Source organism: Flocculibacter collagenilyticus (genome assembly GCF_016469335.1).
Taxonomy (GTDB): Bacteria; Pseudomonadota; Gammaproteobacteria; order Enterobacterales; family Alteromonadaceae; genus Flocculibacter; species Flocculibacter collagenilyticus.
Genome location: NZ_CP059888.1, coordinates 3,594,043 through 3,619,219, shown reverse-complemented (window position 1 = coordinate 3,619,219; position 25,177 = coordinate 3,594,043). Strand labels below are relative to the sequence as shown.

Annotated in this window: 24 protein-coding genes; 11 read left to right on the top strand and 13 right to left on the bottom strand. The window is 40.6% G+C overall.

Going from position 1 to position 25,177, the window contains the following annotated elements:
- Positions 1–62 precede the first annotated feature (62 nt).
- Positions 63–1,013 (bottom strand): YihY/virulence factor BrkB family protein, encoded by a 951-nt coding sequence (locus tag HUU81_RS16085; RefSeq protein WP_233520533.1) that lies wholly within the window; start codon positions 1,011–1,013, stop codon positions 63–65.
- A gap of 200 nt (positions 1,014–1,213) precedes the next feature.
- On the opposite strand from HUU81_RS16085, the gene HUU81_RS16080 reads away from it, so the two are divergent.
- Both HUU81_RS16080 and HUU81_RS16075 read left to right on the top strand, forming a co-directional pair.
- Positions 1,214–3,322 carry an amidohydrolase family protein gene (locus HUU81_RS16080; protein WP_199609915.1) on the top strand — a complete coding sequence of 703 codons (2,109 nt, stop codon included), beginning with the start codon at positions 1,214–1,216 and terminating at the stop codon, positions 3,320–3,322.
- A 103-nt stretch (positions 3,323–3,425) separates the two neighbouring features.
- Positions 3,426–3,668, top strand: coding sequence for a DUF6868 family protein (locus HUU81_RS16075; protein ID WP_199609914.1), 243 nt, complete (start codon positions 3,426–3,428; stop codon positions 3,666–3,668).
- 30 nt (positions 3,669–3,698) lie between these two features.
- Here the strand turns inward: HUU81_RS16075 and HUU81_RS16070 are convergent, their stop codons facing one another.
- The 5 genes from HUU81_RS16070 to HUU81_RS16050 all read right to left on the bottom strand — a co-directional run bounded on the left by HUU81_RS16070 (position 3,699) and on the right by HUU81_RS16050 (position 8,724).
- Positions 3,699–4,682, bottom strand: coding sequence for a hypothetical protein (locus HUU81_RS16070; protein ID WP_199609913.1), 984 nt, complete (start codon positions 4,680–4,682; stop codon positions 3,699–3,701).
- 265 nt (positions 4,683–4,947) lie between these two features.
- On the bottom strand, positions 4,948–5,481 hold the full coding sequence (locus HUU81_RS16065; protein ID WP_199609912.1) for a DUF2931 family protein: 534 nt from the start codon (positions 5,479–5,481) through the stop codon (positions 4,948–4,950).
- A gap of 16 nt (positions 5,482–5,497) precedes the next feature.
- On the bottom strand, positions 5,498–6,031 hold the full coding sequence (locus HUU81_RS16060; RefSeq protein ID WP_199609911.1) for a DUF2931 family protein: 534 nt from the start codon (positions 6,029–6,031) through the stop codon (positions 5,498–5,500).
- A gap of 18 nt (positions 6,032–6,049) precedes the next feature.
- Entirely contained in the window at positions 6,050–6,583 is a 534-nt protein-coding gene (locus HUU81_RS16055) for a DUF2931 family protein (protein ID WP_199609910.1), read from the bottom strand.
- Complete coding sequence (locus HUU81_RS16050) at positions 6,568–8,724, bottom strand: T6SS phospholipase effector Tle1-like catalytic domain-containing protein (protein WP_199609909.1); 2,157 nt, start codon at positions 8,722–8,724, stop codon at positions 6,568–6,570. The genes HUU81_RS16055 and HUU81_RS16050 overlap by 16 nt, the downstream gene beginning before the upstream one ends.
- Positions 8,725–8,790: 66 nt before the next feature.
- Between HUU81_RS16050 and HUU81_RS16045 the strand changes: the two genes are divergently transcribed.
- A complete protein-coding gene (locus HUU81_RS16045) occupies positions 8,791–9,324 on the top strand; it encodes a hypothetical protein (protein ID WP_199609908.1) in 534 nt (177 codons plus the stop codon).
- Here HUU81_RS16045 and HUU81_RS16040 read toward each other — a convergent pair.
- Positions 9,321–10,148, bottom strand: a complete 828-nt coding sequence (locus HUU81_RS16040; RefSeq protein WP_199609907.1) for a class D beta-lactamase — start codon at positions 10,146–10,148, stop codon at positions 9,321–9,323. The genes HUU81_RS16045 and HUU81_RS16040 overlap by 4 nt on opposite strands.
- A 381-nt stretch (positions 10,149–10,529) precedes the next feature.
- On the bottom strand, positions 10,530–11,654 hold the full coding sequence (locus tag HUU81_RS16035) for an ISAs1 family transposase (protein WP_199609906.1): 1,125 nt from the start codon (positions 11,652–11,654) through the stop codon (positions 10,530–10,532).
- A 165-nt stretch (positions 11,655–11,819) separates the two neighbouring features.
- Here HUU81_RS16035 and HUU81_RS16030 point away from each other — a divergent pair, with 165 nt between their 5' ends.
- Positions 11,820–12,014, top strand: coding sequence for a (2Fe-2S)-binding protein (locus HUU81_RS16030; protein ID WP_199609905.1), 195 nt, complete (start codon positions 11,820–11,822; stop codon positions 12,012–12,014).
- A gap of 70 nt (positions 12,015–12,084) precedes the next feature.
- Here HUU81_RS16030 and bfr (HUU81_RS16025) read toward each other — a convergent pair whose 3' ends face one another.
- Together bfr (HUU81_RS16025) and bfr (HUU81_RS16020) are read right to left on the bottom strand one after the other, a co-directional pair.
- Entirely contained in the window at positions 12,085–12,549 is a 465-nt protein-coding gene (bfr, locus tag HUU81_RS16025) for a bacterioferritin (protein ID WP_199609904.1), read from the bottom strand.
- Between the two features lie 30 nt (positions 12,550–12,579).
- Positions 12,580–13,050 carry a bacterioferritin gene (gene bfr / locus HUU81_RS16020; protein ID WP_199609903.1) on the bottom strand — a complete coding sequence of 157 codons (471 nt, stop codon included), beginning with the start codon at positions 13,048–13,050 and terminating at the stop codon, positions 12,580–12,582.
- Between the two features lie 254 nt (positions 13,051–13,304).
- Here bfr (HUU81_RS16020) and HUU81_RS16015 point away from each other — a divergent pair, with 254 nt between their 5' ends.
- Together HUU81_RS16015 and HUU81_RS16010 are read left to right on the top strand one after the other, a co-directional pair.
- Positions 13,305–14,243, top strand: coding sequence for an SPFH domain-containing protein (locus tag HUU81_RS16015; protein ID WP_199609902.1), 939 nt, complete (start codon positions 13,305–13,307; stop codon positions 14,241–14,243).
- Positions 14,244–14,302: 59 nt separating this feature from the next.
- Positions 14,303–14,761: an NfeD family protein gene (locus tag HUU81_RS16010; protein ID WP_199609901.1), complete on the top strand. Its 459-nt coding sequence runs from the start codon at positions 14,303–14,305 to the stop codon at positions 14,759–14,761.
- 30 nt (positions 14,762–14,791) lie between these two features.
- Here HUU81_RS16010 and HUU81_RS16005 read toward each other — a convergent pair whose 3' ends face one another.
- Together HUU81_RS16005 and HUU81_RS16000 are read right to left on the bottom strand one after the other, a co-directional pair.
- Positions 14,792–15,199, bottom strand: coding sequence for a VOC family protein (locus HUU81_RS16005; RefSeq protein WP_199609900.1), 408 nt, complete (start codon positions 15,197–15,199; stop codon positions 14,792–14,794).
- 2 nt (positions 15,200–15,201) lie between these two features.
- The gene (locus tag HUU81_RS16000) at positions 15,202–15,681 is read right to left on the bottom strand and encodes an MgtC/SapB family protein (protein WP_199609899.1); all 480 of its coding nucleotides are present in this window, start codon (positions 15,679–15,681) and stop codon (positions 15,202–15,204) included.
- A 180-nt stretch (positions 15,682–15,861) separates the two neighbouring features.
- Between HUU81_RS16000 and HUU81_RS15995 the strand changes: the two genes are divergently transcribed.
- Genes HUU81_RS15995 through HUU81_RS15985 form a run of 3 tightly spaced genes read left to right on the top strand, consistent with a single transcriptional unit; the run spans position 15,862 to position 19,313 of the window.
- Positions 15,862–16,830, top strand: coding sequence for an OmpA family protein (locus HUU81_RS15995; RefSeq protein ID WP_233520532.1), 969 nt, complete (start codon positions 15,862–15,864; stop codon positions 16,828–16,830).
- A 3-nt stretch (positions 16,831–16,833) separates the two neighbouring features.
- Positions 16,834–18,144, top strand: coding sequence for a hypothetical protein (locus HUU81_RS15990; RefSeq protein WP_199609898.1), 1,311 nt, complete (start codon positions 16,834–16,836; stop codon positions 18,142–18,144).
- Positions 18,144–19,313, top strand: coding sequence for a hypothetical protein (locus tag HUU81_RS15985; protein WP_199609897.1), 1,170 nt, complete (start codon positions 18,144–18,146; stop codon positions 19,311–19,313). Before HUU81_RS15990 ends, HUU81_RS15985 begins: the two co-directional genes overlap by 1 nt.
- A gap of 165 nt (positions 19,314–19,478) precedes the next feature.
- Here the strand turns inward: HUU81_RS15985 and HUU81_RS15980 are convergent, their stop codons facing one another.
- Positions 19,479–21,473, bottom strand: coding sequence for a DNA topoisomerase III (locus tag HUU81_RS15980; protein ID WP_199609896.1), 1,995 nt, complete (start codon positions 21,471–21,473; stop codon positions 19,479–19,481).
- A gap of 269 nt (positions 21,474–21,742) precedes the next feature.
- Between HUU81_RS15980 and HUU81_RS15975 the strand changes: the two genes are divergently transcribed.
- Both HUU81_RS15975 and HUU81_RS15970 read left to right on the top strand, forming a co-directional pair.
- Entirely contained in the window at positions 21,743–22,882 is a 1,140-nt protein-coding gene (locus HUU81_RS15975) for an ABC transporter substrate-binding protein (protein ID WP_199609895.1), read from the top strand.
- A gap of 28 nt (positions 22,883–22,910) precedes the next feature.
- Positions 22,911–25,037 (top strand): methyl-accepting chemotaxis protein, encoded by a 2,127-nt coding sequence (locus tag HUU81_RS15970; RefSeq protein ID WP_199609894.1) that lies wholly within the window; start codon positions 22,911–22,913, stop codon positions 25,035–25,037.
- The last annotated feature ends 140 nt before the right edge of the window (positions 25,038–25,177 follow it).

Genomic DNA, 25,177 nt, shown 5'->3' with positions numbered 1-25,177 from the left:
AAAAGTTACTCTTTTCAGGTAGTCATAGGTGAAAATGGCAGAATAATGAGCGCTGAACCACGTTAGTCTTTTGGCAGAGTATCAGCAACATGTGCGCCACGTTTGCCCATTTCTTTCGGCTCGCCTTCGGTGGTGTCTTGGGTGTTGTGATGCTCGATGGCAGCGTTCACTTCAGCCCCTAAAATAATGATGTAAGCAGTCAGTAATAACCAAAGCATTAAAACAATCACACTGCCAAGTGAACCATAGGTTTCGTTATATCGTGCAAAATGACTAACATAATATGAAAAACCATACGACGCGCCTATCCACAATACAGAGGCTAAAATACTGCCCGGTGTAACCCAGCGCCACTTTGGTGAGCGACGATGCGGGCCATAACGGTACAACGAAGCTAAGCCAAAGTTAAAGAGTAATGCCAATAATGGCCATGAAATTAACTTTACCGCTATGTCGGTATCATGTTGAAAGCCAAGAGAATCTAGTGCAATGGGCAAAATACTAATAATTGCCAGCGCTGAAATCAGTAAGCCAATGGTAGCGGTCGTGATCACTAAATTAATAAAAATTAGCTTGATAAAACTACGTTTGGTGCCTTCGCTATAACTAATGTTCAGGGCAATCACAAGGGCTTTAGCCCCTTTACTGCCGCCCCACAGAGCTAAAAGAAAACTGAGCACGGCACTGATAGTAAGGGTTTTGTCAGACTTAGAAGTAATTTCGGTAATTTGTTCGAGAATGATTTCACGGCTAGCTTCAGGCAGTAAGCCAATAAGTTGCTCAACATGTCCGGCAATATCACCCGGCGAGGAAAAGAAGCCATAAATTGAAACGAATGCAAAGAGCATCGGAAAAATGGCCAGCAGAAAATAAAAAGCCACACCAGCAGCAACTAAATTAAGGTTGTCTTTTTGAATTTTTTTAAATGTATTCATTGCTACAGCAAACCAAGCCTTGAGAGGTAGCCGATGAGGCAGTTTTGCTTGGTATGTTGATGTGCTGTCTTTTTTCAAAATTTTTCCTTACTTCTTAATTAGTTGTGCAAGCATAGCGTACTGGTTGAAAAAATATACTGTAAACTTCTTCACTATAAGAAGGTTGCTTGTCATGTTTTTGCTATTCATCTCAAATTTGTTCCTAATACTTTGTTTTAATAGCATTATGCAGTAACGTAAAACTAGTCCACTAAGAACAATTATTACAAGGAAAGCACATGATAAGACGCAACATTTCATCCTCAACAGGCATTGCTCCTGCCCAAAACGCAATTAAAAAATCATTAATTGGCATGTTAATGCTAACAGGAGTATTTAGTTTATCTGCGCTTGCGGCTGAGCAAGTTATCGTCAACAAAATTTATTCTGAAAAAGGAGAGGCGGGAGAGCAAACGTTTTCTCAGGTAAGCGAAAACAAATACGAAGGTAAACTAAAGTTGGCTTGGAATAACCGCCGACTGTTGATTGATGATACGTTAACCGTTAATGACAAAGGTTTGCCGATTAATTACACCGCTGAAGGGCAGTCTGCATTTGGCGCAAAAATTCAAGAGTCGTTTAGTTGGCGAGATGGTGTAGTAACTTGGCAAAGCTTAAAAGACGAAGGACAAAAGCAAACTAATCAAACTGGGTTTTATGTGCCTTCAGATAATTCAGGCAGTGCCAATAATATGCTCGTTAAAGCATTATTAAAATCGCCCACGCGCTCACTAACGATGTTTCCAAATGGTACTGCAACATTAAAAGAATTAAAGAGTGTTGAAGTAGAAAACAACGGAAAAAAAGCCACCGTTAAACTTTATGCAATTAGCGGCATGGGCTTTAATCCTGATTTTGCTTGGTATGACGAAGACGGTAACTTTTTTGCGAAAGACATGAGCGGGTTTATGCGGGTGATTCGTGATGGGTTTAGCCTAGACAATTTTGAACATTTAAAAACAATTCAAAAACAAGCTGAACAACAATACCTTGAAGAGTTAGCGCGAGAGCTAACCTATCAATATGATCATTTACTGATTAAAAATGTCAACGTGGTCGATGTTGAACAAAGCAAGGTAATAGCAAATCAAGATGTATGGTTAGCAGATGGCAAAATAGAAAAAATCGTTGATACTGGGCAGCCTCACACGGCAGAACATGATGCGGATATCAATAAGAAAAAGCCATTTGTAGTTGATGGAAGAGGCAAAACACTGATCCCAGCATTATGGGATATGCACGGCCATTTATCGAAAAATGACGGTTTACTTAACATTGCATCTGGCGTAGTAAATGTGCGCGATGTAGGTAATAGTCATGACAATATTATGGAAGTTGAACGCCTATTCGACTCGAATAAAGTGATCGGTAGCCGAGTATATCGTGCAGGCTTTTTAGATCAATACAGTCAATATTCGGCAGGCTTGTCGGTCCGTTCGCTTGAAGAGGCGCATGAAAAAATAGATTGGTTTGCTGACAATGGTTATCTGCAAATTAAACTGTATAGCTCGATCAATCCTAAATGGGTGAAGCCAATGGCCGAGCACGCACACCGCAGAGGGATGCGAGTAAGTGGGCACGTACCTGCGTTTATGACTGCGAAGCAAGCTATTGAGCGCGGTTACGATGAAATTCAACACGTTAATATGCTGTTTTTAAATTTCTTAGCGGGCACTAAGGTAGACACGCGTAAGAAGTTACGTTTCTCTTTAATTGGTGAAAAAGCAGGAGAAATGGACTTAAACAGCAAAAAAATGAATGACTTTATTAAATTACTGGCAGATAAAAAGATTGTGGTAGACCCAACTGTTTCAACGTTCCGCACGTTATTGCTGGGTAAGCCAAAACAAATGAGCCCTGAGTATATTGATATTGCCGATCATTTACCGCCAAGTGTGGTGCGTTCATTAAAAGGTGCTGAAATGAGTGTGGCAGACGATCAGCTCGACAGTTATCAAAAAGGAGCAGATGCATTGGTTGCTATGATCAAAAAGCTTTACGATAACAAGGTCACCTTTGTGCCGGGAACGGATCATATTGCTGGTATCACTATTCATCGTGAGCTAGAGCTTTATGCGCAAGCAGGTATACCTAACATTGAGGTGTTAAAGATTGCTTCTTTAGTACCCGCGCAAGTTGTCGGTGCAGCCCATAAAACTGGATCGATTGCTGAAGGAAAATACGCTGACTTATTATTGATTGATGGCGACCCAACAAAAGACATGAGCGATATTCGTAACGGTGTCATGGTGTTTAAAGGTAGCCAATACTACAAGCCTAATGAGTTATTTAGCAGCATTGGTGTTAAGCCATTTGTAAAGTCGCAAGACATCGCAAAAGCGCACTAACCTAAGCTGTTTATACGTGTCCTATTGTCAGTACTGCAAGTATTGTTAAATTGAAGAAATGTGTAACACTTATATTCAATTGCGTGACAATTAGGACACGGTTATGACAATCGAACAGTTGACGGCTTTTTTTGGTTGGATGGCAGTAATCAATATAGGCTTTTTAACACTCGCGTTTATATTATTAACCCTCTTTCGTGGTGCCATTATTGGCATCCACAGCCAAGTCTATAAAGTTAGCGAGCCTGATTTACAAAAAATTTATTTAACTTATTTGGCGCAGTATAAAATTTTCACGTTTATTTTTAGCGTTGCCCCGTTTGTCGCATTAAAATTTTTTCTTTAAATTGCGATAAAAATGAAAGGCTAACCAACGTTAAACAGTGTGTTTAGCGGAGCACACCTGCTTTCTAAAATAAGCAATATTATTGCGTTGCAATAATGCTTCAACATGCTGTTTATGCTGTGAATCATCTAAATTAATGATGTAAAGTTTGGTGCCTTGGTCATGCCCTTCAGTATCAATGCTTAGCTCGGTATTGGTGCGATGACTAAGCCCATTCATTTTTTCTTTCATGCGCTGTAAATTATCATCACTTTTAAAATACCCAACTTGTAACGCTGCATAGCAGGTATCCATGCTTTGTGTCATTACTTTTGTATTTGCTTCGACTGGCTGTTGAGCGACTTGTTCTAAGTCTTGAGATTTTTGTGGCTGTGGTTGAGTAGGCTTTTGCTCTGCTGGTGGGTTAGCCGCATAACGCTCTTGTTTTGCTCTGTATTGATTGACTTTAGCTAGCCATTGTTTTTTTGCTTCGTTAGACGTTGCAGCGACGGTGCGTCGGTTTACCGTTTGCGGAAACACATAACTAATGCCAAGAAAAGGCGTTACGCTTAAGTCGCTGTCTCCAAATCCTGAATAAAAATTAGCACCTAAATTTAAATACCATTGCTTAGAAAACTGCCAATAAAACTTTTGTCCCAAATAGGCCGAGGTGTCCCACTTTTCATGCATGGTTTGCAAAGCGGTTTTCGCTTCATTTGATGCTGACGCTAAGCCTAACTCAGATACCCAAAGTACCGTATCTTCAGCTTGGTAGGCATAGTTAACGCCCACATTCACAAAGTTAATATCTTGTTCAAGGGTACGAATACTGTAATCTTGCTCAAAGTCTTGAATCATTGTGTAGCCCGCACTCATTCCCCAATTGGACTCGATAAATCGTGCATAAAGCTGTGTGGTGAGCCCCGGTTTACCTTGAGTAGAAACCGCAACATCGGCAATGAGTGGGAAGGTGATGGCATGACTTGTAAAAGGTAAAACAACTAAACTTGTAAGCGCTATTATTATTTTTTTCATTCGCTTGGCCGTTCCATACGCTAAGTGTTGGTCGTATAGTTGCATCACCGCTCACAACTATTTTTTATTATGATTTGATCTATTTTTATTATTTTTCAGGTAATAAGCAAAGTGCTTATAGACACAACGTAATTACATTAACATCAAAAAAGTAAGTGACCAACAATTTTTATGCTGTTGACTTAGCAGCACAACCCATTACGTGCTAAATCTACTGTACATGAGGGAATGCTGAACAATGCCATCGGTTCTCTAAACTACGATACTAATTTCGATCGCCAGGAAATGGATTCCACTGCGCTTGGCCTGAGCCAATTTCATGGAGAACACGACCAATCTTATTTCTGCTTGTATGGGCATTGGAAAGCCACACCTTTACTTCCCCGTTTTCACCAAAACCTACAATGATATACGGGTAGATTTCTTTTTCTTCTTCACTTGAGCTTCTCCATGTAAACGTAGGTAGATTTTTTGCAAGCAGGCCAGCATTACCGTTAAGCGGAATATCAGCAAAATAAATGCGTTCTTGATCTAAATCAGACCAGACGACAGAGACTTTTTGGGGGAATGGTTTGTTATATACACCTGATTGAGCACCTGCTTCCTGCCAGCAGCATGCCAAGCTACCAACCGGCATGCCCCATTGGTCATCAAACTTAATTTGACTGACCATTAGCTCGTTACCCTTTACTGTACTGGCACTGACAACCATATAATCAATTACAGGTTGGCTACTTTTACAGCCAAGTGACAGTAAACTGGTAATAATCAGAAATAAATAAATGAGTCTTTTCACCATACGATGTGCTGCTTAATTAATCCTGCTCCTCAGGAAAGGGATTCCACTGAGCTTGCCCTGAGCCAATTTCGTGTAGGACGCGGCCAATCTTATTCCTGTTGGAATGTGCATTAGATAGCCACACTTTAACTTCGCCATGCTCGCCAAAACCTACAATGATATAAGGTTTTATTTTCTTTTCTACTTTACCACTGCTTTCCCAAGTATAATTTGGTAAGTTTATAGCGAGTTGACCGCTATTAGAGGCTAATTTAACATCCGTAAAATAAATACGTTCTTGATCTAAATCCGACCAGACCACAGAGACTTTTTGTGGAAAGGGCTTGTCGTATACACCAGAGGAAGCTCCTGCTTCTTGCCAACAGCATGCTAAGCTACCAACTGGCATGCCCCATTGGTCATCAAACTTAATTTGACTGACCATTAGCTCGTTACCCTTTACTGTACTGGCACTGACAACCATATAATCAATCACAGGTTGGCTACTTTTACAGCCAAGTGACTGTAAACTGGTAATAATCAGTAATAAAAAGGCTAGTCTTTGCGTCATACGGTGTTTGCTGCTTGATTAATCATGGTCATCAGGAAATGGATTCCACTGCGCTTGGCCTGAGCCAATTTCGTGGAGAACGCGACCAACTCTATTTCTTTCTGAACGTGCATTTGATAGCCACACTTTGACTTCGCCATTTTCACCAAAACCTACAATGATATAGGGCTTTATCTTAGTTTCTATCTCGCCACTACTTTCCCAAGTATAACTTGGTAAGTTAATAGCGAGTTGTCCCGCATTACCGTTAAGCGGAATATCAGTAAAATAAATGCGTTCTTGATCTAAATCTGACCAAACCACAGAGACTTTTTGTGGAAATGGGATGTTTCTTAGGCTTGAAGTGCCTCCAGCATGAGTCCAGCAGCAGCTCACACTACCTCCCGCTGCTCTCCATTTATCATCAAATTCAATTTTCCCTACCATAATATCGTTACCTTTTGGTGTCCCCTTGCCAACAACCATATAATCAATTACAGGCTGGCTACTTTTACAGCCAAGTGACAATAAGCTGGTAACAATCAGTAATATATAAATTAGTCTTTGCGCCATACGGTGTCTACTCCTGATAAATAAGGTGTCCAACAATCGGGTTGCGGTTCTGCGTTGGTTGGTTCGTTATAAAATAGTTCGCGCTGGCCATTGTCTGCCACCACGACGGCTTCTTCTTCTGGGCCATGAGCCAGCGTAAAATACTTTACGCTGTGATGAATGTAGTTAATGTATAATTCTGCCCATGCTTGGCTAGCGGGGCCTTGTGCATAGGCACAATCCACTAAATTCCTTAAACGTGGCGTTAAAGTATAAGCATAGGTACGCTGGCCATCAGGCTGGTAAAGATTGCCAAGTACTTCAATAGGTTTTAGTGGTACACCCGCTTGTATAGCGGCATAGTACATTTTATGTAGACTGTAATGCGAAAGTTCAGGCATTACCTGCCTAAACCACACGACTTTGTATGGGGTGTATAAGGCGTGACGAGATTCGCGCCGTAACCGACGTGGTCGGTTGTTAATTCGGGTGGCTAATGCTCTAAAGTGTAAGTGCATGCCTGGCCATTGGTACTCACGCTCTAATTCTGCTTTACGCTGTAGAACTAGTGCGTCGTGCGCTGGGTCGCCAGGCTTGCCGATAATGTTTTGTGTTGGATAATGAATTTCAGACGATGTGGGACCATAACCCCCACCCACATCGCAATGGGCGCCGGGTAACACTAACTCTTGATGGTTAGAAGCCAAGCTAAGTTGCGCTGTTTTTAACGAATGCACAGGAAATTTGTCGCGTCGTTCGTCATAGGCAACAAGGTGCATGACTTGTGCCGCGGTGGTTTCGCTAATATCTAAATTAATATCGACATCAAGTTCGTCATTTACGGCCATTTCGCTATGATCATCATCGCCGTCGCCCATGGTGGAGGCAACGGTATCGAATATCCCCAAAAAGCGCACCATGACTTTCGCACCGCCCCAAAAGTCAGGCTGGTTACGATTAATATAATGCACTTGGTTAGCAAAAGCGCGCGCTTGTGACGCACCACGGCTAAAACCAAAGATATCGATGATGCCGACTTTTATGTAAGCAAATTCTTTGAAAAAATTTCGTGTCTCTTCAATAGTTTCTACTAGTCGTTCATCAAATGAATAAGCTAATGCTAAATCCAGCGTGGTGTCACTTTTACCTGCTTTGGTGCCAATACCTTCAGAGTAATGATATCCGATGTAATTTCCGATATTGTATAGCTCGTACAACTTAGCCACATTAGTCGGCTCTTTATCATCGCCAATCACTTTGTTGTCATTAATGCGGTTATTGCCTGTACCATCAAAAAACACGCCGAAAGTGGGCGGTTGTGCTAGTAACGTTATTTCTGGGTAGCCATTGCCATTAACTTGGTGGTTAAGTAGTTGCATGCCACCGTTTTCACCAATATTGAGATCTGCCACTTTGTTTGCGTCTAAGTAATCGCTATAGGGCATACTTGGGGCGATTGGTTGTTCAGGCACACCGGCAATTTTTGCATCTATTTTATAGTTGCCCGTTTCTTTTAACTTGGCGAACAGTAAGCGATTTTCAGTGTAGCCTTGGTTGTTACGGCATAAGGTTATACCTTCACCACGAGCTGTAATACTGATTGTGCGGTCACCTTCAATATTAATAATAATACGCTTTTCATCTTCATCGGCGGCTTGATCAACACTAATTGGAATAACCGCTGCGGTCGTGTTTGTCTGTCCGTGAACCGCATTGGTGCGCGGTGCTATAAATGGGTTTTTTGCTTGATTAGATAAAGGCGGTGGCACTATTGGCGCTGGCGAACAGTGTTGTTTAGTTGATTTAAAAGCGGCTTTATTTTTTATAATAAGCAGGTTTGATGGATGGTATTGTGACGTTAATGCAGTGCGAACGGGTGTCCACGTATTGTTTTTCTTAATAAATAGTTGCGTATGATGATCTGCGCGTATGGTGGTACTACGCGAGCTGCTTTGTGCTTGTTGCTTAGGTACAATCCAATGGCTTGCATGTGGCTTTAATTTTATGCGCACTTCTTGTGGCAACTGTTGTGCGGGTATGTGCGGTGGCAGCACAATGGGCCGTTTGGGATAAATCATCTCAACGTCGAAAGGATCATCAAAGCAGAGTTGCTTTTTAGGCGTAAAATCTAACGTTAAACTAAAGGGATCTTGAGTCAGCATGTAAACAGTCCGTGTTATTAAGTAGTGTGACTAATTTTTAGCTAGTTTATTTTTTTGTAACAAATAATGCAAAATAAATTTACAGAAACGTTTGTATGCGGGAAATACGTAGTTTGCGCTATATTAACGATGTACTTGATAAGTGTTCATCAGCAAAATGAGGAGAGTAATATTTTTAGTTGGTTAGTTCACACCATCGCAGTACCAATATGGTTAGTATTAATAATATGTACGTTATTGCTGTTAACAACGCTAATCTGCATATTTGCCCTTAAAAAGCAAAGTACGCCACACTATCAGCGTTATAAAAAAGATCGCCTGTTTGGTGCAGTTTGGCGCTGGCGTTGGCAAGATAATACGATGATAAGCTTATGGTGTTACTGTCCTGAATGTGATGATGAGTTATTATATAACGAAGATAAAGGCCGCAGCCTTTATGGGCAAGTTTATAAAACTCATTTTATTTGTGCCAATTGTGATAATCAGGTAAAAGCCACCGTACCGGGTGGCAATAAAGAAGATGCGCTTATTGCAGTAGAACGCGAGATTTACCGTAAAGTTAGAAATGGGCAGTTTAAACAAGCAATTAAATCATTTTAGTTTAGGTGCCTATTTAACAGCGTAATGGCAAGCCCTTTGCGTTTTTTTAGTAAGCCTTGGTAAGTTGGTGCTGTGATATTAAAGGCAAAATAGTAAGTGTCTTGTTTATCTGTTGTTTCGAGATAGCCAACATACCAACCAATGACCGTATTTTTATCAATTCTGCCGGTGCCCGTTTTGGCATATAAATGATAATCGTTGATGAGTTGTTTTTCAGCCGGATGACGAGACTCGTTTACTCGCATTACCTGCTTAAAATGCTGATAGGTGCTCTCTGCCACACCTAGTTTTTGTAATCGTATGTTGCGTAGAAAGTTTACTTGCTCTAATGCCGAAATTTTTAAGCTGTTATTAAGCCAGAAGCTATCGACTGGGCCGCTCACATCGCTATTGCCATAATTAAATTGGCGAACATATTTAGCAAATGTAGGTTTGCCTATTTTTACGGTCAAGGTTTGAAATAAGGGTAATGCAGAGTGCTGAAAGGCGGATTTAAGATTATGCTGTTGTTCAGTCCAGCTAGCTCGCCACCACTGCTGTGTAGGAAAGCGTTGCTCGTCTCTTAATAATATTTGCGATTCAATGTCGGTGACTGCTTTTGTATCTAACGCAATTAAGCTGCTTGCTATTTTAAACGTTGAAAACGGCGAAAATTGCTGCATTGCACGTGTTAAGTTATGTATTACAACCGTATTCGGCTCAGATTCTTTAAGCAGTACAAAAGTGCATTGTGCATTACCTTCCTCACATACATTACCTAATTGTTTTTGATTACTATAGGGCTCTTTTTGAATAGAGTGGGGATCAGGCTTCGCCACAGCCATAGTAGGAAAAAATAAGAGGATGCAAAGCACCGCGTTTATTAAATAGTGATAAGTCTGAAAAAGTAGCTGATTTAGGTTGTTAGGTGCATGGTTCATAAGGCGTTATTGATAGAGTTATTGTTATATCTTCAAATAGTAGCTACTTCTTACGTGTTGTGTGATGGCGATGTAATGATCAATACTGGCAAAAATATGGCAATCCCTGTGTTTTCCTTGCTACAACTTTTAATAAGCAACATATTTTTAGAAACATATATTAAACAACATAGATTTAAATATTTGCGGTAGAAAAACTGACCCTGCGTACCTTGCAACTGAGAAGTTCAGATCTATACTCATATCATAAAGCTAAATAAGACGTACTCGCAGGGCAAGAGCATTTTAATTTCCCCTCAGAAGTAACTCGGCTCTAAAATCATCATCTAATGCCGCCATTTTTAGCTTTCGTTTCATGCTGGCTTTTTTCGTTGTATCTGTTTTCACAATATTCAACGCCAATTTTCTAAATGCATTCATGACTTCAGCTGCATTGCCCCGCCTAATACGTGAATCGTCTTCATGGAATGTCATATCTAGCGTCCAGTGTAAGCAGTTTTCAACGCCCCAGTGATTGCGAATTATGCCATTTAATCGTTCTGCATTTAGTCCTAATGAGCTGATGTAATAACGCGTTTCGGAAGTCATTTTATCTCCAATATGACGCTTAGATTCTACACTGACAACCGTTTGAATACTGCTCCAGTTTTCATTATCGGTTATCCAATTGTTATCAATTTCCAATTGGGTACACGTTCTTTCTTCTATTCGACCATGGCCGCTGTCAATGTGCTCATAAATACTATGAGCTGTGTTAGCGAGTTTTTCTCTGTGGCACTTATGAAACCATGCTTGAACCTCTTCATTGAGTGTACTTTGATTGCCTTTTAGTGCAATGACGTAATCAGCACCTTTGGATTGAATTTTCTTTGTAATTGCGTGCTGACATCCCATGGCGTCTAACGTAACGGTTGCACCTTTTACATCAAGTAAATCCAGCAGCTTGGGGATGGCTGTTATCTCATTGGATTTATCATCTACTTTTTGTTGTCCTAGTACCAGACCATTGCCACAACTCCATGCACTGACCATATGCAACGGGTTCTTTCTGTCTTTGGTTGTGAAGCTTCTACGAGCGGCTTTTCCATCAATGGCGATAACTTCGCCATCCACTTGCTCGGCGATTTCATTTACCCAATTGATAAAGCTGGTTTGAATGGCTACAGGGTCTAAACGGCTCATTACTCGGGCTATGGTGTCATGCTTGGGAATACCATTTGCAAAGGGGAGATAACGCTTTAACCAGTCAATTTTTACATGTCCGAAATCTTCGATATCTTCCCAGCCTTCTGCGCCTGATAGCACGGCACAGATAGATAAAAATAAAATATCTATCAACTCATGCTTTTTACAACGGTCTATTCGCGGGTCTTCTATGATGGAAAAGTAAGTGATGAAGTTGTTGGTCATGCTAGGAAACCTGTAGTTATTATTTCCCGCTCTGATCATGAAACTATCATTTAGTTCAATTTATAATGATCTTGCCCTGGACGTACTCGTATTTATTCTTGATAATCATTATCATTTAGATTAGTATGCGTGGGTGTTTTTTGATCAGATAGAGATAAGTTTGATATGTACGTTTGTATCTGCCATGGTGTAACAGACAAAACAATTGAAAAATCAATAGATAACGGTGCAACCACCATGAAGCAACTTCGTCAGGAGTTAAAAGTTACTTCACAGTGTGGCAAGTGTACACAGTGCACAAAAAAAGTACTTAACCGTAAACTATTACAAATTGCAGAACCACAGCCGTGCGTTGCGTAAACAAATAACCTACGCTTATGCGTGCTTATGTCGCAACGTCCATTATAACAATGCCTTTAACGTAACGTTTTTAACACTGAGACTGTAAATAGTTTTTAATTCCAATACTTTTAATTAAGCCTTGCTGCTCTTCAAGCCAATCAATATGCGCTTCTGCGCTAGTTAATATTTCAGTTAATAACTTGCGGCTTATATAGTCGTTGTGATCTTCGCAATGTTTAATTGCATCTTTAAGTGTTGGTAAACTTTGCATTTCAAGCTTTAAGTTAGCGCCAATCATTTCTTCGCTGTCTTCACCAATCATCAAGCGACCTAAATCTTGTACGTTGGGTAAACCTTCTAAAAATAAAATACGTTCCATTAGGTAATCAGCATTTTTCATGGCTTGAATAGAACGTTTATAGTCAGCACTATTTAGCTTGTTAAATCCCCAATTTTTAAACATGCGTGCATGTAAAAAGTACTGGTTAATAGCAATAAGCTCGTTAGCTAGTACGTTGTTTAGTTGCATGATGACAGATTTTTCGCTTTTCATTTCGTATATCCTACAGTCGTTAAATTAGTACTAGCCCATTTGAGATTGGATGTAATTTGGCAAACCAATTTTATCGATTAAGCCAACTTGCTGTTCTAGCCAAAATACGTGATCTTCTTCAGTATCAAATAACAGCTTTTGTAAAATATTACGACTTTCGTAATCGTGCTCTGCTTCACAAATGGCAATCACTTCTCGTACTGCTTTTACTACTTCTAATTCCAGTGTTAAATCATTCTTCATCATCGATTCAACATCATCACCTATTAATAAAGGGCGACGCTTAGACATATTTGGCGTACCTTCTAAAAACAGAATACGTTTAATAATCCAATCGCAGTGTTGTTTTTCTTCATCCATTTCATGATCTAAACGTTCGTACAATTTATCGTAACCCCAGTCTTGATACATGCGAGAGTGAATAAAGTATTGATCAATAGCGGAAAGCTCGTTTTCTAATAAGCGGTTTAAACTGTCAATGACCTTTTTATTACCATGCATAGTAGTGCCCCTATAAATTGGTTGATCTATTAGAATAGACGATTTTTAAATTTAATTAGATGTAATTACACCCGTTTTGAATACGATTTTGTAAGGTGATTTTAAGCAAATTGGTATGAGATCCCTCAGCGGTATATACTAGCGTTTTTTACATCATCATAAGAAGCGTCATGCTCTGTTTAATTAAGAATGTGTCGTTACTATCACGATCAATGTTACGCTCCCAAGCTATTTGGGTTAAATAGGTATATACCATGGAATTATTACAAAATTATATTTTTACTTATCAATTCGCCTTACTGATATTTGTTCTGGTTATTTTAAAATCGAGCATACAATTTGTGCCGCAGAATCGCGCCTATCTTGTTGAACGATTTGGTAAATATCGTACCACAATTGAAGCAGGACTAAATTTTATTGTGCCATTTATGGACAAAATTTCTGCCGACCGTTCATTAAAAGAACAAGCATTTGACGTGCAAGGCCAGTCAGTTATTACTAAAGATAACATTTCGTTAGTGGTTGATGGTGTGTTGTATTTTCGTGTGCTTGACCCATACAAAGCAACCTATGGCGTAGAAGACTATGTTTTTGCCGTGATTCAGCTAGCGCAAACAACCATGCGTAGCGAGTTGGGTAAAATGAACATGGACGAAACGTTTGAAAGCCGTGAGCAGCTTAATACCAATATCGTGATTGCGCTTAACGAGGCAAGTGCGACATGGGGCGTGCAGGTTATGCGTTACGAAATAAAAGATATTGTACCGCCAACGTCAGTACTCGATGCCATGGAGCGCCAAATGAAGGCCGAACGTGAGCGTCGTGCACAAGTATTAGAGTCTGAAGGTCAGCGCCAAGCGGCCATTAATGTTGCGGAAGGTGAAAAACAGTCGCGCGTACTAGCTGCGGAAGCTGAAAAAGCAGAACAAGTGCTTAAAGCACAAGGTGAAGCCGAAGCGATTAAAGCCGTTGCATTTGCACAAGCTGAAGCGCTTGAAACGGTTGGTCGTGCCGCTGCTACTCATGAAGGGCAAAAAGCGATGCAATTAGACCTAGCGACAAAAGCAATTGAAGCAAAAGAAGCTATTGCGAAAGAGTCTTCCGTGGTGCTATTGCCAGATGGAAGTACAGAAGCGGCTTCAGTGGTTACGCAAGCAATGAGTATTATTAATACACTTAATAAATCAAATTAAGACTGTTAATGATGTTGCCTAGCAACATCATTAATCCCGTAAAATGTAAGGAGTAAATAATGTTACAGCAAGCGATGTTACCGCAAGACGTATATCAGTACTTGATACTGGCAGGTATTGCATTACTCATTATTGAAGTTGTTATTTTAGGCTTCTCTACCTTCTTTTTATTCTTCTTAGGTGTGGCCGCGATCATCACGGGTGGATTAGTTTTCGCTGATATCTTAACTAATTGGATTCAAGTGATTGTAAGCTTAGCGGTGATCACGGCAGTTAGCGCTGGACTATTATGGCAACCGTTAAAGCGCATGCAAAAAACGCAAGGAATCAAGCAAGTAGCGACAGATTTTGACGGTTATGAGTTTACTTGTGAGCATGCGATTACACCGAATGGCGATTCAAGCTACGCTTACTCGGGGATTACATGGAAGCTATACAGCGATGAATTAATCCCAGCTAATAGTAAAGTCAAAGTTGTGAAAGTAGACGTGGGAACTTGGCATGTTAAGCAAGTTTAATAGCTAGCGCGTTTATCTGAAATCGATATATTACGTATTAACTCGCCACGGCGGGTTAATGCGGTTTTCTCCAGCCCAATAAAGCTTTATTTTATTCCCGCTTGGGTCAAATAGCACCGCTTCTCGCCATAAATAACGCATATCTTGTGGTAACTGTTCAAATACAATGCCTTTTTCAATTAAAGCAGCAACTAACGTGTCGAGTTGTTCATGCTCAAAATAAATAGTTGTTGAGCTACTAGGAGTTACCGTTGATGAGTTTGTTGCCGTTTGCTGTGGTTTATCCGCTAACGAAAGCGAAAATGTGGCATTACCTTCAGGGCACAAAAAGCGGGCGTAATGAGGCGTATCAACAATCAGTTCAAAGCCCATACATTGATAAAATGTAACCGCTTCTGCCATATCAAATACGGTTAAGGTGACTTGGTTTAATTGCATATTTAGCCCTTTTCTCGCCAGTTTCGATACTTTGAATGCACGCCACGAGAAAGTATTGAAGAATATTCTTCCAGCATATCCACACCATAAAGGATGGCGACGACCACTAACGATAACTTTATTGCCGTCACATTATCAATTACCGCAATACAAACACCCAAAGCGGCCAGTGCCCAAATGGAAGCGGCTGAGGTAACACCAACCACCACGCCTTCACGGGTTAACATCACACCTGCGCCTAAAAAGCCAATGCCAGTGACCACTTGCCCTATTATTCTGGAAGGGTCGGTAATGCTGGTAGCAACAGCCATAGACGATGCTACAAAAATATAGGTGCCTAATACGATTAACGATGAAGTTCGAATGCCAATTGGCTTTCCTCGCAGCTGGCGTTCTAGTCCAATAATAATGCCACAAATAATTGCGGAGCCAATGGCGCTCCAACTGTAAGGCGAAATAGCAAAAATAACGTCAGGATTCATGGTTTTTTCCTAGAAAAATAAGGCAGCGGTACCCACTATATAGAAAGTAAGTACTAAAATGTATTGCATTGATTAAGTTTCTTATTAACCAATAATAGATATTAAGCTTAATAATCAAAAGTATATCTGCTAGTCTAATTTTGAAAGTTTACACAATAATTGTCACGAAGGAATGCATCATTGAGTAGAGTCACGTTAAGTATTTTGTTAGTTTGGGTAGTGCTTGGCCTGCAAGGATGTCAGTCTAATCAGGGGAGTTCACAAGATCACGGCTCAGTGACAAACCGCTCGGCTAATCAATTACCTAAATTTGCGTTCAAAAATGTTAAAGTAAGCCATCAAGATGTCGCTCAGGCCGATAAAAAATACGCAACCATTTCAATTTCTGAATTCCGTTTAAATGCTCACAAATTGTATTTAGCTCAATTTAACAACGACATGTTGTTCGAATTTGATAAGTCCGATACCCAATTAATTAATCGTAAAGACATCGCCACATTTGCCAAGTTTTATCGTGATGGCAAGCTTGGTAAGTACCTGTATGTTGTTGGTCATACCGACGCGACCGGTTCTAAAACCTACAACCAAAGTTTAAGCGCTCGGCGCGCATGGTCGGTGGCATCATTGCTATCTAAAAATGGCGTAAACGCAGACAATATTAAATTGGTACCTGCAGGTGAAATTTTGCCACACACCACGAATAAAACGGCGAAAGGGCGCGCTAAAAATAGGCGGGTAGAAATTTTATCGGCTGACAGCAGAGCGCTAGCAATTAGTTATTTTAGGCAAATTGATTGCACAAAAGTGGATCCCGCCTGCGAAAAAGCGTTATTACCCGTCTTAGATATTAAACAAAAAAACGGTGAACTCTTTATTCAACAAGGCAAAGATCAAACATTGGCTACTTTGTCACCAGAGCTTAACAAGCTCAGCATGCTTGATAAGTCGTTGCGAACGAACAGTAGCGATGTTGATGTGCGTATGGGGCAACATAACGATCATGTGCGGTTAAGCAAACTGACCGGAAAAACACGTAAAAAATTAGCAGTACCATTAGATGTACGTAAAATGTTTAATGTGAATCAACAGGTAAGGAAGCCACTGTTATTACCTAAAAAATACTTATTTATCAAAAAAGAAGGAGAGTAGATCTTGGAAGAGCTTAAAATGTCTTTTGATAAGTTACTGAATGAATCCCCCATTGACGAGGCAAACAGGCATCAAGATGAACATCATCTTAGCCAACTCGTGATGGAAGAAGTGGCTGATAGCAAAACGGGAGTAATTTTAACCGATAAAAACTATCGTACTAATCGTATTCGAGAAGCCGCAATAAATGGCATTAAAGAGCGATTAGGTCGTTGGGCTGAGTTTCGAAACGACATTCTGATAAAAGCGGGCGCGAAAAAGAATGAAGCAAAAAATTCAGAAATGGATGTAAAGCTGAAAAAACTGCAAGAAGACCGTGAAGAACAAAAGTCGCAGGCGCGTGATAAATATATGCGACGCAATGACTATGCCGACTTAAAAAGTGATCATGAGTTGACGAAACACCGTTATGAAACCATGCGGGCAGAAATGGGTGGTAAGCCACCAGTCAAAAGCAAAATATTTATTTACCTTATTTCTATACTGGCGATTGGCTTTATCGAGTGGTTTATAAACTACAGCACCTTTAACATGAAGTACCCTTCAGGTATTGCCTTCGGTGCCACGGTATTAATTGCCCTGTCAATTGCGCTAGCGTCACATTTTCATGGCGCATTGCTTAAGCAACGTGTCGCCTTGTTTGCCAAGCACCGCAAAAAAGAAGACAAGCGGCAAATTATCATCAAGCAAAGCTTCTTCTCACTGCTGCTGATTATTTCTTTAGCCATCGTTACTTATAATCGTTATGACCTACTGATGGAGCAAATGGTGAACACCGGAGGTGTGATGTTACCTGGTGATGAAGTTGCCGAGGTGTCAGTATGGAGCGAACTATGGCCATTCGTCATGATGAACGTATTAGTGTGGGTAGTTGGCGTTGCCATTTCCTATTTCACACATGATGAACAGCCTGATTATCAAGAGTCACTAGTACATTACAATAAAGCGAAACATAAATTCCATAAAGCAGATGCAGGCCTTAAAGAGGAAGAAAACCGCATTGATGAAGAGTTTGAAGCTAAGCTAAGAGCATTAAAAAACTCGCAGGCGTCACATGTGCATTCAAGCAAAGAATTAGACAGTTATTTCGAGCGGTTAAACGCCAAAGAACAGCGTTTAGTTAGCCAAGCTGTAACAGCAATAAACGGCATGCTTGAACAACATCAAATGATGCTTGTGACCATGTTACGACAAAGTGGAAATGAGTCAGTGAAGTTTGGTCCTGATTTAATCTCGTTAGACCAATATCAGAATAAAAATATTACGGTTGATGCAGCCTACGTGCGAGAAATACTCGCTATGGAGACAATTTAATGTTTAAAAAAATAATAAGCCTGTCGCTAATTCTATTTTCAGCAAGTGCAGCCGCAGACGGATTACTAAGAACCACCAATTTAAAAAAATACTGTGCTCAAGACGGCGTGCATCGCCAAACCATTATTTACCTAGATCAAGGCATTATCGCGCGCAAGGATCCTAACTGGTATAAAGATATCTTAAATAAAACCAAGTTTTTACCCGGCGAGCGCATTCAAGTTGTTACCATTAAATCGGGTGGCTCAACCGTAGAGCAAGCTTGGGATAGTTGTTATCCAAGTTATACCAAAGAAAAATACCAGCAGCTAAAAAAAGAAGAAGGCTTTGGTAGCATGTTTACTGGTGGGGTAGACGAAAACATGAAAAACGATGTTAAGTCGTTCACCAAATGGTTTAAACAAGCACTCGCGCACCCGCTACAAGACACGAAACACGAAACCCCTCCGAGCTACGCCTCGGGTAACTTTCCAGATAAAAAATTAGTTGAAGCATTGTATTACGATGCAAAACGAATGGATTTAGAAAATGGCATCAGCCGGGTGATCATTTTTTCAGATATGATGGAAAAGTCTGATTTACTTGATCAGCAAAAATTTGAACCAGCGAAACGCGCAGAAGCAGTAGCCAAGCGTTTTCCTATGTTCTTAAATCACGCCAGCATTTATGTTTACGGCATTAACTATACTAACCAAGACACGGCATTGAATGAAAAAATGCAGCGTTTTTGGGAGCAATACTTGCTAACGTCGGGCGCGCATTTAGAGCAATACGGCACGCAATTAGTATTACCACGCGATAACAAAGTGTTTGATGCACACAGCTATAGTGGCAAATTAACGCAATCTGACGGAAAAAAGCTGGCAACCAGTATGCGGTTAGCATACTCCGATAAAGGCGAGTTGGTACACAGTTGGGTAACCATTAGCGATCATTATCTGCCAATCAGCGGTACATTAAATTGCAGCGGCCAAAATTGCACGGTATTAGCCAGTATTGAAGCCTCAACCTTTGATGGCTTCGAGAAAAAAGATGTATTAAAACTCAGTGGCAGCATGAAAGCGTTGTCAGGTTCAATTGGCGCCAGAGACGATTCAGTGATTGATGAACAGGGCAAGATATACCGTTTTGATGTGGAGTACGCAAAAGATAAGAATTTATCTTTGTAGTGTTCTTTGAAAGTAAACTAACGATTCAGCTATCAACACAAAACAGCCAATGTGTTTTGGCTTTGTGTTGATAGCCATAGTTGATAGCAATATTAAAAAGCAAGCTAGCGTAATGGGTAACATTACCCGCTAGCAATAATATCGCTAAGCTTACTCTAGCAACAGTCAACTAGTGCTTTTAGATGATTTTTTCTTACTAAATTTTCGCTTTTTATATGCCGGCTTTTGCTCGCACTTGATGCCTTGTAAGCAGGTAGGAAGTTGTGATTTTGCACTATCAATAAGTGTCATCAGCGTTTGGTTTAATGGCGTCATAAAGCTTTGATAGCTGGCAGACTTTTCACTAATTGCATTAAGAGTGGCTTCCCATTCTGCGGTCATGTCAGGTTGGGTTGCCATTTCTGGTAAGGCTGCTATCAGTCCTTTTCCTGCTGGTGTTGCGTGAATTTGCTTGCCTTGACGGTATAAAAAGCCACGTTTAAATAATAAATCGATAATACCTGCGCGGGTAGCTTCTGTACCTAATCCATCAGTGTCTTTAAGAATTTTTTTAATGTCTGGGTTGGTTACGTAGCGATTAATCCCCGTCATTGCTGCTAATAAAGTTGCATCAGTAAATGCCTTGGGCGGCTGCGTCATTTTTTCCAGCAACTCGCCTTTATCACACAGCAAAATATCCCCTTGTTTCACATCAGGTAATGTATGGTTCAAGTGTTCGTCAGGTGCGTTTTCTGGTGCGGAAGCTTCACTGCTATTGGCGTGTTTATTGGTATTTGTATTGCGCTGGAATAACACCTTCCAACCAAGCTGTTGCGGTACTTTGGCACTGGCTTTAAATAAACCACCAGCAATAGTTAAGGATATTTGAGTATGATGAAATTGGTATGCAGGGTAAAACTGTGCAAGGTACTGGCGCACAATGAGTCCGTATATGTTTTTTTCAAATGGATTAAGGCTAATATTATCTGCCATTTTATCGGTGGGAATAATCGCATGGTGAGCGCCCACCTGTTTGTCATTCCATGCTTTACTAACAAGCTTAGTATCTGCTTGTGCTGCCGCCTTAGCATATAGATGTTGTGAACTAGCGAGTTTTTTTACAATATTGGCCGCTTGTTTATGCTGCTCTTTGGGTAAATAGCGGCAGTCAGAGCGAGGGTAGGTGATCAATTTGTGTTTTTCGTAGAGTGCTTGGCATACGTCTAGTACCAGCTTGGCATTCATTGAAAACTGTTTGGCTGCGTCGATTTGAAGTGCAGATAAATTATAAGGCAGTGGCGCGTTTTGTTTTTTAAGTTGCTTATTTACTTCGGTAACATGTGCTGGCTGCTGTGTAATTCGTCTAACGACATTTTCTGCTAGGCCTTTTACAACCACCCTGCCGTCTTCATCCATATAAGGTTCGCACGCTTCACTTGGCTGCCACTTCGCTGTGAATGCTTGCGTTGCTGCTGACGAGTGTGATGCGGGCAAAGACACATGCGCCATTACTTCATAAAACGGTTTACTACTGAACTGCTCAATATCTTCATCGCGCTTCACTACCAGCCCTAGAATAGGTGTTTGTACACGCCCAACCGAGAGTACGCCTCCATAGCCTACCTTTTGACCCTGAATGGTATAAGCACGAGTCAGGTTGATGCCATACAACCAGTCGGCGCGACTTCTTGCCAACGCAGACACAGACAGTGGCATGTAATCTTTATTCGGCTTTAAGTTAGTTAAGGCGCGTTTCACCGCAGGCAAATTAAGATCGCTGATTAGTAAGCGTTGTACATTTTGCTTTTTCTTCTGACTAACGTTTAAAAAATCAATGACTTCATCAACTAATAATTGGCCCTCACGGTCTGGGTCGCCGGCATGGATTAATTGGTCGGCTTGTTTTACCCACTTTCTTAATACTGCAAGTTGTGACTTTGTTTTGCTTTTTGCTTTTAATTGCCATTGTTCAGGAATGATTGGTAGATGTTCGAGCTGCCATTTTTTGAATGCAGGATCGTAAGCGTCGGGCTCGGCTTGTTCTAAAATATGCCCAATACACCAACTGACTACATCGCCGTTTGCGGCCTGAATATAGCCTTGATTATTTTTTAACGGTTTAGGTAAGGCCGCAGCAATTGCTCGACCTAAGCTTGGCTTTTCGGCGATGTATAACTTCATGTTGTGATTTTTTATTATGCCAGTCAGTATAAATCAGCATACTAGCTGGATACTGTTTTTATGTACAGTTAAATGTGTGTGCTAAACCCGCGTACCAGTGTTCCCGTATTAGAGAAAGTAGAAAAGTTAAAGGGTTACAGGTTGTTGAATTACATCTTTGAACTAAACTGATTGAATAATAATTGTGCAGTATAACAGGTTGTAAAATAACTTAATCATTCATTTAAATCATAAACATTTACCTAAGTAAATGGCAATGAGGAACTGTTATGAATACGTGCTTTAAAAAAGTAGTTGGGGTCGCCGCACTTATATTTTCGTCGGTTTTTGTACACGCTGAAACTGTTAAAGTGGGTATGACCACTGCATTAACTGGCCCTGCCGCGGCACTGGGAGAGGGAATGAAAACAGGGATCACTGCATACTTTGATAAGGTAAATAAAGCAGGTGGGGTTAATGGTCACCAATTGCAGCTAATAGCACTTGATGATGGCTATGAACCCGACAAAGCAGCGCAAAACATGCGTAAGCTGATTGATGAGGAAAAAGTAATTGCGGTTGCTGGCAATGTGGGTACGCCAACTGCCATAGTCACGGTTCCTATTGCTAACGAGAAGAAAACATTGCTATTTGGTGCCTTCACTGGTGCTGGCGTGTTAAGAAATACTCCACCAGACAGGTATGTTATTAATTACCGCCCCAGTTATGCGCAAGAAACAGCCACAATGATTGACCTGTTATTGGCGAAAGGCATTAAACCAGAAGAAATTGCATTTTTTACACAGAATGATGGTTATGGTGACGCTGGTTATAAAGGTGCAATGAAAGCGTTAAAAGCAAAAGGGTTTAGCCAAGCAGAGCAACTTGCCCATGGTCGTTATACCCGTAATACAGAAAATGTAGAGGCAGGGCTTACGACTATACTTGAAGCCGATGTTCCTCCTAAAGCTATTATCATGGTTGGTGCTTACCGCCCTATTTCAAAATTTATTAAAGAGTCTAAAGACTTCTTTGAAGAAGAGGTGCATTACCTTAATGTTTCTTTTGTTGGTAGCGTTGCGTTACTTAACGCACTTGGCAGTGATGCTGAAGGGGTGATAGTGACACAAGCTGTACCGCATTATGAGTCTAACTTGCCGATTATTAAAGAGTACCAAGCTGCGGTGCCAGCCGATAAGCAAGGGTTTGTGTCATTAGAAGGCTATATTGTGGGAAAAATATTGGTTGAGGGGTTAAAGAAATCTAGCTCAATAAAAGACCGAGAAGCGTTGATTGACGGCATGCATAAGTTAACAAATTTAGACATAGGCTTGGGTGTGCCAGTTTCATTTTCTTCTAGCAGGCATCAAGCGATTGATAAAGTGTGGCCGACAGAGATTAAGAACGGTAAGTATGTAGAAATCAAGTGATCACTTAAGCAAGTGGGTGGAATCAGACATGAAGCAATCTGTGAGTTTTACCTCGCTATCAATTAAGTCGTTGTTAAAAGCATGGTCGGGTATAACGCTAGTATTGGTTATACTGCTGGGTGCAGGCAGTATAGTTATCACAAACACCATGTCTGGTTCAATTAAATCAATAACGGGTAATGTTGTCCCGCTTGAACGAAATAATGTGCTTATTTATCAAGCCACATCATTAATTTTAGCATGGCAAATAAGTGTGTTTAATGCCAAAGATACAGCGCAGTTAAATTCAGTGGGCACTGCTGATGAGTATGAAGCAAAGCTGAATCAGTCGTTAAACAGTGTTGAACAATTAAGCTTGCAAGGGGTAACGCCGTATATTAAGCAACTAAAGGAAGTATCTAATGCTGTTACTTCACTGAATGATGAGTTGCTTATAAAAAAGCAGCAATATTTAGCGCTTCAAGCGTCAATTAAAGCGCAAGCAACAAGTATCAATCAATTAACTGAGCAGTTGCAAATTGAAACAGATGGCATTGCGGGTAAATCTAAACTGCAAGAAAAGCGTGAAGAAATTAAAATTAAGCGATTAATCAAGCGAGGAAATACCGAGGATATTGCTGATAGGGTATTGGGCTTCTTAAATAGTGATTTATCATCCATCAAATCATCATCAGATAAAATCAGGTTTCGAGCAACCAAACTAGGTGAAGTAATCGGGCTTATTTTATTGGTAAAAAGTCAGGACGAGTTAACCAGTTTATCGAGCAATGTACTTTCACAGAATTTATCCAGTTTAGAACAGCAAGTTGAAGCCTTATCGAAAAATGTAGCTGGAAATTCACGTTATGCAGAATCAGCGGAGAATATTGCTGCGCTAGTAGATGAACTAAAAGCAAAAGTTTCCGAAGGCTCGCAATCTATTACAAGCTTAATGGAAAGTGCATTTCAGCTAGAAGCAGACATGGAGGCGTTGCAAAAACGCTCAGCTTCGCAAAGTGCGGACTTATTGTCGGCAGTTGATGCGATATCTCGTTTCGCAAAACAGCTGGCGGAATCAGAAGATAATCAAGCAAATGAATTATCAAATCAAGCGCTGTGGTTTTCTTTTATTTTAATTATTGTGGCTGCAATTTTAGTAATTAGTCTAAGTGTTTTATTGTACCGCCGTATTCAGCAGCCACTTGACCACTTAATGGATGTGATAAAGTCAGTTGCCGTTGGAGATTTAACGCGCACCATTGACGTACCTCATAATGACGAATTTGGCGCGTTGGCACTGGAATTAAAAGTAACCTTAGAGCGATTGCGCTTTAACCTAAAAACTATGTCTGAAGTGTCTGGCGCTATCAACGAAGTATCAGCTGATCTTTCAATGACTTCTGATGATGCCAATCGCGGCATTCAAACCCAATTTCATGGTGCTGAGTCGTTGGCATCTGCCATGAGTGAAATGGCAGCTAGTGTTGCAGAAGTTGCGAATAATGCAGTGAACACCTCAGAAACTACAAAAATGGCAACTGAAGAAGTGCAGCATTCACAACAAGAATTAGCGAGCACTTCATCGTCAATTTCTGAGTTAGCATCACAAATCAATGAAGCCGCGACTGTTATTGGAGGCTTAGCCAGTGATGCTGAACGAATAGGTAGCGTATTAGAAGTGATTCGTAGTATTTCAGAGCAAACTAATTTACTGGCGCTTAATGCTGCTATAGAAGCTGCAAGGGCAGGGGACGCAGGTAGAGGTTTTGCCGTGGTGGCGGACGAAGTACGTACGTTGGCGCAGCGCACCCAAGATTCAACCCATGAAATTAACGAGATTATTAATAATATCCAATCAGGCACTCAAGGCGCAGTGGGGGCAATGGCGAAAAGTCAGGACGAGGCGACGGCCACGGTAGAGCAAGCACGAGAAACGTTAGAACACTTGCAGAAAATTACTAATTTAGTTGAAGAAATTAATGACATGAACATGCAAAACACAACGGCCACAGATGAGCAAAGTTCAGTAACAAGTGAAATGGCAAAAAGTATTGTTGAAATACGTGATGTAGCGGAAGAAACGTCAAATGCTGCCAGCATGGTAGATGTAAAAGCAAAAGAACTCGATGTTCAAGCAAGGCAACTACAAAAAGTGGTGTCAAATTATACATATTAAAACTAACCATTAATATTATTATGGCATTACTTGCAACATCCATTATCCCGAGTCTAGATCCACTAAGTGAATGCCTGATGGTGAGTATTAATCGCATCAGGCAAAGTGAAGTCAGCAATAATAGGTTCACTAGTGTGAAG